The sequence below is a fragment of the Streptomyces sp. NPDC044704 genome (genome assembly GCF_056433525.1).
This window is the reverse complement of the sequence record NZ_JBWKGY010000034.1, coordinates 1-12,690: the sequence shown is the minus strand read 5'-3', so window position 1 is coordinate 12,690 and position 12,690 is coordinate 1. Positions and strand designations below refer to the sequence as shown.

The window sequence follows — 12,690 nt, the reverse complement described above, 5'->3', positions numbered from 1 at the left end:
TGGGCGCGGCTTTCACCGCAGAAACGATCACGAATGCTCGGGCCGTTGGCTGGCTCTGCGGGGGCCAACGAGCTGTGTCAGAAGGTGGCGGTGGCCGGGGAGGTGGATGTCACGTGCCCGGCGGATATCGGTCCGGGTGGTGGGCTGCGGAGCGTTCCAGGGAGCGGACCTTGCCGGGTGACAGGCCGGTGAGGGCGGCACTGTCCTGAGTGCTGTAGCCCAGGGCTGCCAGGGTGCGGATGTCGTCGCGGTCGGCGGCGCATGCCGCGGGCGGACTGGCCGGCGCGGCGTGGCGTTGGACCTGGGCTCGCAAGTGTTGCCAGGCCTGTTGGGTGGGGGCGGGGTCGGTGATGATGTCCGGCCAGGCGGCCAGGATGGAGGCGAACGTTTCACGGACGGCGCGTTCCGCGTCGTGGGGGTCGAGGTGGGCGCGGGCGTAGGCGGTGTAGTGAGCGTGCTGGAGGATTTGGAAGGCTTCGAAGGCCAGGTGATGCGTGCTGGGGCGTGGGTTCATGGCGCGGGCTCCGGTTCGGCTCCGGCGGCGGGGGTTTGTTCGACCGGTGTCGGCCGTGGCTGGGTGGCCTGCCAGAGGGGTCGGAGTTCGGCGGGGCGGCCGCGCAGGGCGAGGATGATCCGGGCGGTGGTCTCCCAGTCGGGGACGTGGCCGCCGTTGAGGATGCGGGCGACCTCGCCGACGCTCAAACGTCGGCCGAGGCTGGAGCCGCAGATCTGCCGGATGGTCCACAGGTCCGGGCTGTCGGCGGCCAGGTGAAGGCTTTTGAGGGAGAGCCGGAGCTGACGGGCTGCGGTGCACGGATCGGAGGGCGGTGGGGCGGGGGCGTGGCTGGGGGGTCGTTGGGCTGCTTCCCACAGGACGCGCAGAACGGTCGGGTCCGTGTCGACGGCCGCGGCGAACTGCAGGACGACCGACCAGGACGGTCTGCGGCTCCCGCCCACCAGGCGGGACAGGTGGGAGGCGGAGATCCCCATGTCCATGGCTGTCTCCTTGATGGTGCGCATCGTCTTTCGCTGGAGGAAGGACAGGGCGGAGGCGAGTTGCTGGCGTGGGTTCTGGGGTGGTTGCAGGGGGTGGTCGTTGGCGGCGTCGCCGTCGGGCGGGGTGGCGGGGGCACGGAGGCTGGGAAGGGTTGAAGCGGGGCGGGCGGCACGGGCGGTACGGACGCGGGCCAGGCGCCGGGCGACCCGGTCCGGTGTCCACTGTTTGCGGAGATGGTCGGCGCTCAGACCGGAGCCGTCAGCCATGTCCTTCCAGGAGTCGCCGCGGGCGCGGCCTCGAGCGACGGCGGCGGCTTTTGTGTCCTCGACGAGGCTCTCGATGGTGAGGAGTCGGCGGAGGATGTCCGGGGTGCGCGGTTCGGCTAGCTGCTGGGAGATCAGGCGTGTGACCTCGAGCTGGAGGTCGTGGGTGGCGGCCTCGAGGTCTTGGTCCTGTTCGGAGTGGTCGGGCGGCCCTGAGTTCCGGGAGGCGTAGCGGCACTTCTCCGAGCAGTGGGTTCGAGGCCGGCCGGGGCCGACGGGAACGGAGTACGCGTTGCCGCACTGGGCGCATTTGCGGAACTGCCTGCGCTGGGCGGGGCTGGGCATCGAGTGCCCCTTTCGGGGGAAAGCGTCAGGGAATTAGGTGGGCCGCTGCGGTCCGTGCGGCCGCTGGAGAGGTAAAACCCCTGCGCAGCAGCGTGATCGGGCATGGTGAGCCGGCATAGGCCACCGGCCCGGGTGAGTGGGCCGGTGGCATGGGGTGGCGAATTTCAGAACTGGCGAACCCGCTTGTAGGCGAGCTGGCTGCCCGCCGTGATCACCGAAATAGCCATGGCCAAAGCCGCGAGGACCGCAGGGTCGTTGACCCCTGTGATGAGGACGATCGGCAGTACAGGCAGCACGATGTACAGTCCGCCGCCCGCCGTGACCGCCAAGTCATCGGCCGTGCAAGTTTCCCCTGATGCAAAAGGGGTCATGATACCGTCGGCACCTGATTCCGGCGCCCGTAAAGGACGTTGGCGGCGATTACGGTTGTACGGCACGTAGTGCTCCCTCAGGGCATAGGTGTAGCGCGATCGGAGTCGCACAGTTGAACAAGGCCCTGGCTGTGGTTTGGACGCCCCCGCCAGGGCCTTGTCGTTTCCGGCATATACCGGTGAGCGGGACGATAACCCCCGAGCGCTGCGCAGCGCCACGCGCACAAAGGGTTATGGCCGCATGCGCCCAGTCGGGCACACAAACCCCTGTTCACCCCATCCACCGCATCGAATCAAGCGCACAAGCACTCTGCGATCACACTCGAACAACAACGATCCGATCATGCATCAGAACGACAATCGGTGTGGCATGTGTAATGGATCGTGGCGTGATCCGGAATCACCATGTCACCCGCCGTGGCACCCGATTCGGCCTCGAAAGCACCCACGAGTGACCGACGCTACGGCCAGCCACCCCACCGCCAGGGCGCGTGAACCGGAGCACACGCTCCCCGCCAACCTTCGAGCACGACGTCCTCGACCCGGACGAGCACAGGCGGGCCGCGCTCAGCAGGACCTAGGAACTCGCGGCGCGGCTGCGAGAGGCAGCAGGTCGCCAGCGGACTGCCCCTCCCCGGCCCCGGCGCCGACCGGACCACCAATACCCACCGCAGGATCCTCATCGAAGCCGGAGCCCGCACTCATACGCTCGCCGACACCACGTACGAGCTCTACGACGTGCTCGGCCTCCAACGGGCACGCGTCCACGACATCAGCCTGCATACTCAGGACCTCCACCCCGAGACCTGGGCCAACGAGCAGCTCACCCTCGATCCGGACGACGGCCGAGCCCGAGCCCTCCATGCGGTCGTCGACCACGCCCATTACGGGCCAGGTGCGCTCCGACTGTCACTTCTTCCCGAGTCATTTGCTTGCCGTGCACGCACCCTGTCGGAGTGTCAGTACCGCCCTTTACCGTGACAGCAGGGTTCGCCGTCAGGGGGAGGGCACGCCGTGGCCAACATCGTCTGGCATACCAAGCTCAGGATGCTTCTTGATCTCAAGCAGGAAAACCTTGGGCAGGACACGATCGGTGACCTGTGGGGCCATCTGTACCGGACGGACCGGATCCTGGCCCAGCGCAACGTACCTGTCTCCGAGAGGGAGCTGCAGTGCGGGGGCATCTGCAGGGAAGCCGGCGTAGTCGCCTGGATGTACTTGCGGCAGCAGGCCAACGGCCGTCGCGAAGCCGTTCACGAGCGTAAGGAAGACGAGGAGCGCCACAAGGCGCCGATGAGCGATGAGCACAAGGCGTATCAGGAACGGATCCTGCGCGCGGCCGCAGAGGGTGGCTTTCATGGCGACTGCGAGGTCCGCACGCCGGTGGGTCGCAGTTGGATCCAGACCGACACCCTGATCGAGGGGGAGGGCGGAAGGCGCATCGGGTGGGAAGTCCAGCTGTCCTCGGCCGGCGCGGATGGGCCTGCCAGTGTGAAAGCCCGAGCAGCGAAGGCGGCGAAGCAGGGCATCATCCCGGCCTGGCACACCGACCGGGCTGATTACGCGCGCCGTAGCGACACGCAGTGGACCCGGAGCAACGACCTGCCCGCCCACGTCATCGCCAAGATCGGCGACCTTCGTGTTATCTCCGGCTACCGAGCCATGGAATTCTGGGTCTGCGACCTGCGGGCCGTCTATCCGTGCCCGGACGGGGTCCGCCGATGCGGCAAGCCGCACGCCACTCCCAAGCCGCGGGACGTCCTGTTCGACGATCTCGTGCGCCAGACGGCGGCCGGAGCGATCGTCCCTGTTGAGTACCGCAGGGGCACCAAGATCGACAAGTTCTGGGTGACGGACGAGGACCGCGACCGGCTTACCGAACTCCAGGAAGGCGTCCTTACGATACCTCCGCCCCAGAAAGACGATGCCCCCTCGAAGTCGAGCCCGAACCGGCCCACGTGCCGGCCCACAGCGACCCTGGCCGACCCGGTCCCTGGCGGAGCGCCCGTAGCGATCGCGCCGATCCCGCCCCAGCCGTTCCCCCAGACGACGCCTCCCGTGAAGCCCGCCGGACGAGAGACCCAGCCCCTCCTCGGCCACCGCGAGGTGAAGGTCACGCCCGTGATGTCCTCGGACGCTGCCGGAGTCGGCACCGGCGAGCCGGAGCCCGAACAGGTGACGGCTCAGAACGTCGACTTCCCCACAGAAATCGAACAGGTTTACGATATCGGAGTGACTGACGCCGAGCCCTCGTTCCCTGACGATCTCCTCCAGCTCCAGGACCGCCTCCACCGCGCCCATGCGGAACACCGCGCCTACCTGGCCGACCTGCCTTGGAGTGTGGAGCCCATGGCCGGCTGGAAGCGGGGCGAGCGGTTCTCCCACCGCGGTGACGTGCCTGACAGCCCCGGCTGGAGCGACGAGCAGAAGGAAACGGTCGAACGAATGCGGGCGGAGCTCCGGGAGCTGTCAACCGCAGTTGTCGATCACCCCCACTGGGCGACTGTTCCGCGCGAAAACCTGGTGAACGCCCGCATGCAGCTCAAGAAGCAGACCCGCCCGGCGGAACCCGAGGACATGACCGAGGCGGCGTAGCCCGTCGTACCGGACTGCAGGGGGCACCCGGATTTTCCCGGGCCGCGGCGACTGGTCGGCTGGCGTTCAAGGGGCGGGCTCCCAATGCCGTCCTCTGAGGCGATGCGGAAGGATCCGGCGCTCCGCGCCGCCGTCTTTGCGCCGGCCTCCGGAGCGCTGCCCGACTCACGGCCTGTTCTGCAGCAGCTCGGGCACGCGGCTGGTCTGGCCCAGCCAGGTAGCGACGTCCTTGTCGATGTACTCGACCAGGCGCAGAACCTCCGCGTGAGCCTCGGGAAGGGTGAGGCGGCGGGTTCGGCCGCGGCGATCGGTCTGGCCAGGGAGAGGGACGCCCGCGATCAGCGGTTCGTGGTGGGCGGCGCGGTTGCGCAGGGAACGTACATGGCTCGCGGTGGTGAAGACGGTGGCCCGCTTGCCGCCGCTGTGCGGAAACGCCTTGTGAAGTGCCTTGCGCCAGAGTGTGGAGTCGTAGTCGACGTTCTTCCGGTAAGGGCCGTCGCCACGGGTGCCGCCCTTGTCGAGCAGGTTCACCCAGCAGCCGAAGGTCGGCCTCGGATCTACGACCCACAGCACTGTGCACGAGAGCCCTTCCCCTGGTCCACACTGGTGGTAGGCGATGAGGAGGTGAAGGGGACATGAGCATTGCCAGCCTTGCCCAGCACCACGGGCCCTGGACCGTCGACGCGGTCCTGGCTCTGGCCGAAGACCGTTCGCACCGCTACGAACTTGTTGGTGAGTCGCTCGTGATGTCCCCCGCTCCCGGCCTGCGTCACCAGCGGGCCAGCTACCGACTCCACGTCGCGCTCGACGCGGCGGCCCAGGCCGCCGGCGCCGCGGTGGAGGTGCTGGAGGCGATCAACGTGATCCTGCCGTCCGGGCTGGTCGTGCCGGACATCGTCGTCGCCGACGCCGGCGCGACCGCCGAGGACGGCGTCAGCATCGACGCCGAAGCGGTACAGCTGATCGTCGAGCTGGTCTCGCCCGGCAACAAGACCATGGACCGCAAGTTCAAGCCCATGCTCTACGCCGAGGCGGGCATCGAGCACTACTGGCGACTCGAGTTCGACCCGGCCCCGCGCCTGATCGTCAGCGAGCTCGCCGCCGGTCGGTACGTCGAGAAGACGATCGCACTCCCTGGCGCCACAAGCCGTGTTGAGGCGCCGTTCCCCTTCGAGATCGACCCGGCCGGACTCACTCAGCCCAAGCGGCGAGGCTAAAGGCAGGCCCCGCTGCCGTTTCCATTGGAAACGGCAGCACCGGAGCAGCCTTCATCGGCAGCACTCGGCCCTCAGCTGCCGTTGTCCTCGCTGGCCTGGTCGGCGGCCCGAGCGGGTGCCTGGTGGAGATCGAATGGGCCTCCGCGGACTGAAAGCACGGTCGGCCGGTCCGTCGTTTTGAGGACCTGGCTGCGATACCCCGGGCCCGTCCCGTACTTCCGGGCCTCTACACCGTGCGGATTCTTGTCCCATTCATCCAAGTGCTGAGCCACGGCGTTCAGGAGGTCCTGCTCCGCCGGGGATGCCTCACGGGTTGTGCTGCTCGCCTGCAGGACGGCGACGATGGTGAGGGCCGTGGGGAATGCGATCCACGTGGTTGCCTTCCCCTCCTCGGTGCTGGTCTGAAGGCGGGTGAGGGTGGAATGGAGGGGATCCCTGCTCCACGGGACCGAGGTGGTGACGGTCGGATCCTCGGTGATCCATGCGTGGAGAACGGCGCACTCGAAGGCGTTGAGGTCGACTGCGCTGCTCGCGAAGAGATGGTGAAAGATTCGGAGGAGGACATCACGGCGCCGTGGGTTCTGGCGCCGTTCGTAGAGGCAGTGGTGGCACAGCCAGCCCATCGCCACGTAGGTACGGGCGTCCTTGGGGTCGCGTACCCGGCCGATGAGGTTGCCGGCTTTGACCTGGTCGGCGCACAGGCCACAGGTGGTGTCCGCGCTGGCCTGCTTGACTGTTCGGGGCACCGGTAGCTGACCGATGCCCTCAGGGCGTTGAATCCGCGGCCGGGAAGCAGGGGGTGCGTACGAGGCCGGCGTGTTGAGCCAGGTCCGCAATACTCGGAGGGCCTCCCGCAGGTCCTGGTCGTCAGCGGCCTGGAGGACCTTGATACCCGTCGTCTTGAGCAGTTGAGCGGTGACCTTCTCCGCAGGCACCCCGACGACGGCAGCCACTGCGGTGATACCGGACTCCATCACTTCTCGCAGTAGCGCCTCCCTCATTGAGTCGATCTCATCGAGGGAGGGGAACTCGGTGGTGGCCATGTCGAGGGTGACCGCTTCGAACGTCATGCCGTGTGCTCCCCGCCTAGGTTCTGTGACCAGCCACGATGGCGCCTGGCCACAGGCTTTCATGGTCCTACCTCACTGGTTCGGCGCAGTGCCGTCGCGCGGATGAGGGGAAGCAGGCGACCGCGGTTGACGGCCAGCTCATCGTGCAGGCGCTGCTGGGTGACCTGGGGCTGCCTGCTTGTTCGGACCGCACATCGTCGCCACGGCCTCCGGAGGCCACTGCGCGCTCTCTCTTCTCGTCGCGTCCGCAGGAACTACGCGTGGTCGGGCCGACGCGTAGCTCGTGAACAGCGCTGGCCCAGTGCCTGAGGGTGTTCGTGGACAGTGTGCGGCCGGATCCGGCCACTGTTCAGGAAGATCCAGCGGGGCGTGCCGGTGGCCAGTAATTTCGGTCCGATTTGAGACTTCCGATCACGGTCGCGGTCGGTGGTGTGGACGGGCTGGGAAGCGCGGGGGTGGGGGAGCTGTGGGCAGTACGGAACGCGAGCTGAACCAAAAGCATCAGGACTTGCGTCGGGTGCTCAGAGAGCGGCACGCGCGGGTGGTCCGGCTGGACCAGGACGACCTCGAGTTCGATGCGGAGTACGAGCAGCTGGTGGCGGAGGCCGCGCGGCTCATCGACTTCGAGAACCAGTTGCCGGCCCGGCTTGCCGAGCCGAAGCGCAAGCGCAGCGAGCAGTTCGTGCGGTGGTCGTGGCGCGCGGAGGCGGCAGCGTCTGCCGTCTTGATCGCGGCTGTGTTCCTCCTGGGGAACACGGCGTGGTGGCTGGTGGTCCTCGTTCCGCATCTGCTGGCCACCCTGGGCGGCTGCACCCGCAAGGTCACCGCCGCCCGGCATGCCACCCAGGCCAAGGTCGCGGCCGCCCTGCACGCGCTGTGCATGCTGGTTGCGCTCGTGAGTCTGGGCGTTCTCTCGGCGTGGTTCATCATCGCCATCCTGGCCGGCTGGTTCGTGATCGGTGTGGCATCGGACGGCACCGAGGCAGCCAAGGGACGGACCCTGTGACCGGCGACTACGACCACCAGATCCGGGACCTGGATCACCGGGTCGACTCCCTGGAAAGTGACCTGAGCAGCCTCAACGGGAAGTTCGGCGATACCGATGACCTCGGCTACGAGCTCCGCGACATCCGCAGCGATGTCAGCAGCGCGGAGAGCAAGCTCGAGGAACTCGAGACCGAGCTGAACGACCACGTCGGGGACACCGATCGGGCGGTGAAGCGGCTGGTCGGGCAAGTACGGCTCCTGGAGGGGCAGCTGCTGGCCGCAGGCGGGGCCCAGCGCGCTGATCTGGACTCGTTCACCGCCGAGCAGCGGAAGCTGGCCCGGGCGGTCAGCCTCGGCTGGGAGGCCCGCGACGCTCTGCTCGGCGACTACGAGCAGTCGGCATATCGCCAGCGGGTGCAGAGGTTCGGGGCTTCGATCGTTCAGCATCAGGAGCATCGCGCAGAGGTGATCGCTGCGGTGGGAAAGCTGGTCGGTACGGGTGCCGCCCGTGAGCGTGCGGCGGCGGTGACGGAGCTCGGGCAGGCCCTGGGGCAGGAGCGGCGGTTGAGCCAGGACCTGGACCGGCAGGCAGATCCGGCGGCAGAGGCGAAGCGGGCCCTGGCGGCCGATGCGAAGGTCCGCGCGGAGAAGCAGGGCGTGATCGCGGCGGGGGAGAAGGCCGAGCAGAAGCTGCTGCTGGCGCTGCGCAGCCGGCTGACTGACGCGGTCAGCGCGCGGGCTCTGCCGCCGGTGTGGTTCGCGACGGTCCTCGGATCGGTTCCTCCGGCGTCCAGGACCCAGAAGTGGGTGGAGACGGCCACTGGGCTGCTGCTCTACCGGCTGGTCTACGGGATCACGGACTCCGTGGTGGCTCTCGGGGACAAGCCGGCCAGTCGTACGGGGCGCCGTGCGGAGTGGTACAAGCAACTGGCCCAGGACCTGCGGTACTGGTAGCGAAGGGTCGGGATGTCCGTGCGGAGTGACAGGCGACAGATCCAGACCGCGGTGCTGGGCGGCGCGGAGTCGGAAGATCCGTTGATGCTGCCGCTGGAGGCGATCGAGCTGGACGCCTTCCGCCGGCGGCACGGGGACGACACCTTCTGGTGCGGGCTGTTGCTCGGCGGCTGCGGGGGCCGGCTGACGACGAAGCTGTACACCGACCGGGTCTGCCACTTCGCGCACCATCCGGGCGCGGACGGCCTGGTTCACGAATGCGGTCGCCATGCGAGGGGTGTGGCCAGCGCCGACCACCTGTACGTGAAGTCCGCGGCCTCGTCCTGGCTACAGGGCCAGGGCGAGCAGGCCCGCTTCGACTTCGCGCGGCCGGACGGGGCGCCGATCGGCTCCGTGGTGGACATCCAGTGGAAGCTCGGCGGCTTGCGTGTGCACCTGGACCAGGCGGTCGCTCCGGTCTGGGACCAAGGCAGTGAGCCGGTGTTGAGCATGTCGGTGCCGGTGGACCGCGACACCTTGATCCGCCGCTGGTATGTGCACCGCATCTGCCTGGACAGCGCAGGCACCGCCCGCCGGGTCCGGATCGGCACCGAGGCATTCGCCCGGCCCACCGAGTGGTTCGCCCTGGACGAATGCGAGATCACCGACCGGGGCCTGTCCACCCCGGCGGTCGAGCGGATCGTCCACGACCGGAGCGCGCCCCCTTCCACTCGGTGGACTCCGGGTAAGAAGCAGGAGGAGCCGGCGCAGGACGTGCAGGCGCATGAGCTGATGCGCAGACTGCTCTACGCCCGCCGGACCGTGTCCACCGACCTGGCGGAAGAGGTGTGCCGCGAGATTACCGAGTTGGCCGGGGTGAGCCCGCAGCTTCAGCGTCGGCTGGACGCCGCCCGGCGCAGCGCCCTGGCCTGGGTGGAGAAGGAGACGGAGGCCCGTCGGGAGCTGTTCGCCCGTCTGAGTCAGGCCGTGGCCGCTCAGAAGAGCGGGAGCGTCAAGGCCGTCCTGGCGGAGATCAAGGCGGGCACCCGGGACGGCAGGAGCAGGGAGGAGGAACATACGGTCCGCGAAGCCTCCGCCTACCTGGCCGCCGCCGAGGCAGCCAAGCTCGCACTCCTGGACACCCTCCTCGAGGAGATCAACAGCCTCCCTGCGAACGAGGACCCGTGGCACCTGAAGTCCAAGGTCCAGGCGCTGTTCCAGACAGCCACCGGGACTGGCAAGCTCGGGGAGCACCGGCAGGCTCAGCTCACTTTGTGGAGTACGCGCCTGCGGTACCTGCCCTTCCCGCCCCGGCCGGTCACACCGCTCAGCCCACAAGAACGCATGCCGCCACACCAGCAGGTCAACCGTGCGTACTGGAAAACCAGGCCGTGCCCCCAGTGCGGGGCGGACCGCGGCCAGCATTGCGCGATCGATAGTGGGCCGCGTGCTGGACGCATACGGCAAGCACCGCACGCCCGTCGGCTCAATCCCCACATCGATGAACTCAAAGAGCAGAAACAGCACACTGCAGCCCGGACCGTGTGGCAAGCGTACGACGTGCCCTGCCCCGACTGCGGCCAGGAAGCCGGCGCCTGGTGCCTCACGCCTGGCGAACCCCACTCCGCGCGCTCCAATCAGGCCAGGAAACTCACCGAACAGCAAGAGCCCCGTCCATGAGTACATGATCCTGACGCGACCACCCAGCGGATGCGCCTGCGGTGGGAAACCCGCCTGGCCGAACGTGTCTCGGTGATCGCGGGGCCCGTTTTCAGTGGAAACGGCCGCGCCCGCCTTTGCCGTGCGGCTGGTCAAGGGTGGGGGATGAGCTCGGGCATGGAGGAGGCCGCGGTCCTCGGCCACATCACCGCGTCAGGAATCCGGCTATGGCCAGCGTGGCCGTTCTCCGCCTGGTGAGCCGCGCGGACGCCGTCCAGGAGAGCGGTCAGCGCTGGAGGCTCGAACGTGGCCCGGCGGCGCGGCCACCGTGTGCCACCAGCCGCGCGGGACGTAGAGCATGTCCCCGGCCTGCAGGATCACGTCGGCGAGCGGCGGCCCCACGGGCTTCTCGGGGGCTTCGACGTCCAGTTCACCGTCGGTGATGACCCGCGCCCTGATCGCCATGGACACCGCCGCGTGCCTACGGCTCGACGGGGACCCGGGCGCGGCCGCCGCGATGGCAGCCGCCGTCTACGACCGGCTGCCGTCCGCCTACCGGACCGGCCTGGTGCCTTCCCGCGCCCAACTGCTCCACCAGCACCTGGACGGTGCCTCGCGCCGACTGCTCGGTGACGCCCTCGCCTGAGGCCCATGTAGTGAAAGGCGCGGCCGCCGTTTCCATTGGAAACGGCGGCCGGTGAGTGGCTTTGAGCGCCGGGCGTAGATCTGGCGGGATCAGGCGAAGGCCAGCCGGTTCAGGTCGGTGACGGTTTGGCTGCGGCGGTCGCTGTGGGTGCGGTTCCACTTGAGGTTGGAGTAGTACACGGACTGGCCCGTGGTGGGTTCGAGGAAGTCGATGGTGCAGCCCATGCCGGAGTGGGTGTGGTCGCACAGGCAGGTGCAGCTCTTGTGGTGGACTTTCCAGCCCAAGCCGGTGGGGCCGTCGCCGAGGAGCCGGATGAAGTCGGGGCACGGCGGTCCGTCGGTGGTCTCCAGCCGGAAGGATCCGCCGACCGCGTGCCAGGCATCGGTGCCGTTGAACGGGCCGTTGCCGGCTGTCGCCCGGATGCGGCGCAGCAGGGGTGAGAAGAGCGACGGCGGTTCGAAGGGGGAGTTCACGGCTGCGGTGTACGCGGTTCGCTCCGTGGGGGTCCAGTCCGGCTCTTGCTGGAGCAGGCCGTAGTCGGTGGTGAGCCGGTCGGCGATCCGTTCCCACCAGCGCGGGTTGAAGCCGGTGAGCAAGATGGTGGCTGGCGCGCCGGGGCGGTAGAGGCTGATGCTGCCGCTTTCGCGGCGGTAGCGGAGGCCGGCGACCCCCAAGACGCGGTCCAGGGGGTGGTCGCTTTCCTCGCAGGACAGGCGGGGGAGGAGGAACTCGGCCCAGTGGTGGACGACGTACGGCTCGTCGAGCAGACGAAGAGTGAGCTGGTCTTCCTCTGGGCGCACCTGGACGATTCCTAGGGGGTGCTCGGAGAGGCTGCCGATCTTGCAGCAGGCGAGGAAGACCGAGGCCTCCAGCTGTGCCTGCTCCGGGTGACGGGCCGCGGGGATGGTGAGCGGCTGGTCGGCACTGGGGAGAAGAGCGTGGAGGGCTTGGTGGGACTCTCCGGTGCAGCGGCGGCGGTTTTCGGTGAGGGCCAGGGTGGCCTGAGGCATCGTGGTCGCTGTTCCGCGCCACACCGGCCCCCGGCGGTGAGCGCTTAGGTGAGGTGGGTCAGCAGGTGTCGTAGGGGTGGTGATGCTTCTGGCCGGTCCTCGGCGAAAGGGTGCGGGGGCGTCTTCCATCGCGCGGCCGGGCGTTCACGAGCCCGCGCAGATGAAATCCGTGGTGCGCCAACGGATCAAGGCACCACGGCGAGGGTTGCCCCCATCGGGTGAGTGAGCATGTTCCTGCCGCGGGATCGGGGTTGGCCCTGACCAACAGCCCCGCCGCCCCCACGGTTCGGATTCGGCGTCAAGCGCGCGAGAGGGCCTTGACCAGGTCGTCGCGCGTCATGTGCGAGCGGCCCGGGAGCTGGGCGGCGGCCGCCTTCTTGTAGAGGTCGGCCTTCGACAAGCCCTCCAGGTCGTGCTTGGGGTTAGACCGGATCCGCTTCTTGGCCGCCGGCTTCTTCGCGGTGGCGGTCTTTCCGGAGGCGGTGGCCTTCCCGCCGGTGGGCTTAGGCACTGTCTTCAAAGGGTTCTGATGGGGGATCATGTGCCGCATGGTGCGTCGTCATGAACTGTCGGATCTGGAGTGGGAAGCGTTGTCCG

The 12,690-nt window shown here is 68.5% G+C and carries 14 protein-coding genes; 6 read left to right on the top strand and 8 right to left on the bottom strand.

What is annotated here, in order from left to right; genetic code table 11:
- Positions 1 to 109 precede the first annotated feature (109 nt).
- The 3 genes from AC07B0_RS38850 to AC07B0_RS38840 form a co-directional block, all read right to left on the bottom strand.
- Entirely contained in the window at positions 110 to 514 is a 405-nt protein-coding gene (locus AC07B0_RS38850) for a hypothetical protein (protein ID WP_478900395.1), read from the bottom strand.
- Positions 511 to 1,605, bottom strand: a complete 1,095-nt coding sequence (locus tag AC07B0_RS38845; RefSeq protein ID WP_478900393.1) for a helix-turn-helix domain-containing protein — start codon at positions 1,603 to 1,605, stop codon at positions 511 to 513. Before AC07B0_RS38845 ends, AC07B0_RS38850 begins: the two co-directional genes overlap by 4 nt.
- A gap of 164 nt (positions 1,606 to 1,769) precedes the next feature.
- The gene (locus AC07B0_RS38840) at positions 1,770 to 2,042 is read right to left on the bottom strand and encodes a hypothetical protein (RefSeq protein WP_478900392.1); all 273 of its coding nucleotides are present in this window, start codon (positions 2,040 to 2,042) and stop codon (positions 1,770 to 1,772) included.
- A gap of 948 nt (positions 2,043 to 2,990) precedes the next feature.
- Between AC07B0_RS38840 and AC07B0_RS38835 the strand changes: the two genes are divergently transcribed.
- Positions 2,991 to 4,571 (top strand): hypothetical protein, encoded by a 1,581-nt coding sequence (locus tag AC07B0_RS38835; RefSeq protein ID WP_478900391.1) that lies wholly within the window; start codon positions 2,991 to 2,993, stop codon positions 4,569 to 4,571.
- A 165-nt stretch (positions 4,572 to 4,736) separates the two neighbouring features.
- On the opposite strand, the gene AC07B0_RS38830 is transcribed toward AC07B0_RS38835, so the two are convergent.
- On the bottom strand, positions 4,737 to 5,102 hold the full coding sequence (locus tag AC07B0_RS38830) for a hypothetical protein (RefSeq protein WP_478900389.1): 366 nt from the start codon (positions 5,100 to 5,102) through the stop codon (positions 4,737 to 4,739).
- 104 nt (positions 5,103 to 5,206) lie between these two features.
- Between AC07B0_RS38830 and AC07B0_RS38825 the strand changes: the two genes are divergently transcribed.
- Entirely contained in the window at positions 5,207 to 5,788 is a 582-nt protein-coding gene (locus AC07B0_RS38825; protein ID WP_478900388.1) for a Uma2 family endonuclease, read from the top strand.
- Positions 5,789 to 5,859: 71 nt separating this feature from the next.
- On the opposite strand, the gene AC07B0_RS38820 is transcribed toward AC07B0_RS38825, so the two are convergent.
- Positions 5,860 to 6,858, bottom strand: coding sequence for a hypothetical protein (locus tag AC07B0_RS38820; RefSeq protein WP_478900387.1), 999 nt, complete (start codon positions 6,856 to 6,858; stop codon positions 5,860 to 5,862).
- Positions 6,859 to 7,324: 466 nt separating this feature from the next.
- On the opposite strand from AC07B0_RS38820, the gene AC07B0_RS38815 reads away from it, so the two are divergent.
- Genes AC07B0_RS38815 through AC07B0_RS38805 form a run of 3 tightly spaced genes read left to right on the top strand, consistent with a single transcriptional unit; the run spans position 7,325 to position 10,458 of the window.
- Positions 7,325 to 7,864 carry a hypothetical protein gene (locus AC07B0_RS38815; protein WP_478900385.1) on the top strand — a complete coding sequence of 180 codons (540 nt, stop codon included), beginning with the start codon at positions 7,325 to 7,327 and terminating at the stop codon, positions 7,862 to 7,864.
- Entirely contained in the window at positions 7,861 to 8,799 is a 939-nt protein-coding gene (locus AC07B0_RS38810) for a hypothetical protein (protein ID WP_478900384.1), read from the top strand. The genes AC07B0_RS38815 and AC07B0_RS38810 overlap by 4 nt, the downstream gene beginning before the upstream one ends.
- Before the next feature lie 18 nt (positions 8,800 to 8,817).
- Positions 8,818 to 10,458, top strand: a complete 1,641-nt coding sequence (locus AC07B0_RS38805) for a zinc finger domain-containing protein (protein WP_478900382.1) — start codon at positions 8,818 to 8,820, stop codon at positions 10,456 to 10,458.
- A gap of 204 nt (positions 10,459 to 10,662) precedes the next feature.
- On the opposite strand, the gene AC07B0_RS38800 is transcribed toward AC07B0_RS38805, so the two are convergent.
- Positions 10,663 to 10,902: a JmjC domain-containing protein gene (locus tag AC07B0_RS38800; protein WP_478900380.1), complete on the bottom strand. Its 240-nt coding sequence runs from the start codon at positions 10,900 to 10,902 to the stop codon at positions 10,663 to 10,665.
- Between AC07B0_RS38800 and AC07B0_RS38795 the strand changes: the two genes are divergently transcribed.
- Entirely contained in the window at positions 10,880 to 11,083 is a 204-nt protein-coding gene (locus AC07B0_RS38795; protein ID WP_478900378.1) for a hypothetical protein, read from the top strand. The two genes, AC07B0_RS38800 and AC07B0_RS38795, sit on opposite strands and share 23 nt — an antisense overlap.
- 89 nt (positions 11,084 to 11,172) lie before the next feature.
- Here AC07B0_RS38795 and AC07B0_RS38790 read toward each other — a convergent pair whose 3' ends face one another.
- Positions 11,173 to 12,093, bottom strand: a complete 921-nt coding sequence (locus AC07B0_RS38790) for a hypothetical protein (protein ID WP_478900377.1) — start codon at positions 12,091 to 12,093, stop codon at positions 11,173 to 11,175.
- Between the two features lie 298 nt (positions 12,094 to 12,391).
- Positions 12,392 to 12,634 (bottom strand): hypothetical protein, encoded by a 243-nt coding sequence (locus AC07B0_RS38785; protein WP_478900376.1) that lies wholly within the window; start codon positions 12,632 to 12,634, stop codon positions 12,392 to 12,394.
- Between the last annotated feature and the right edge of the window lie 56 nt (positions 12,635 to 12,690).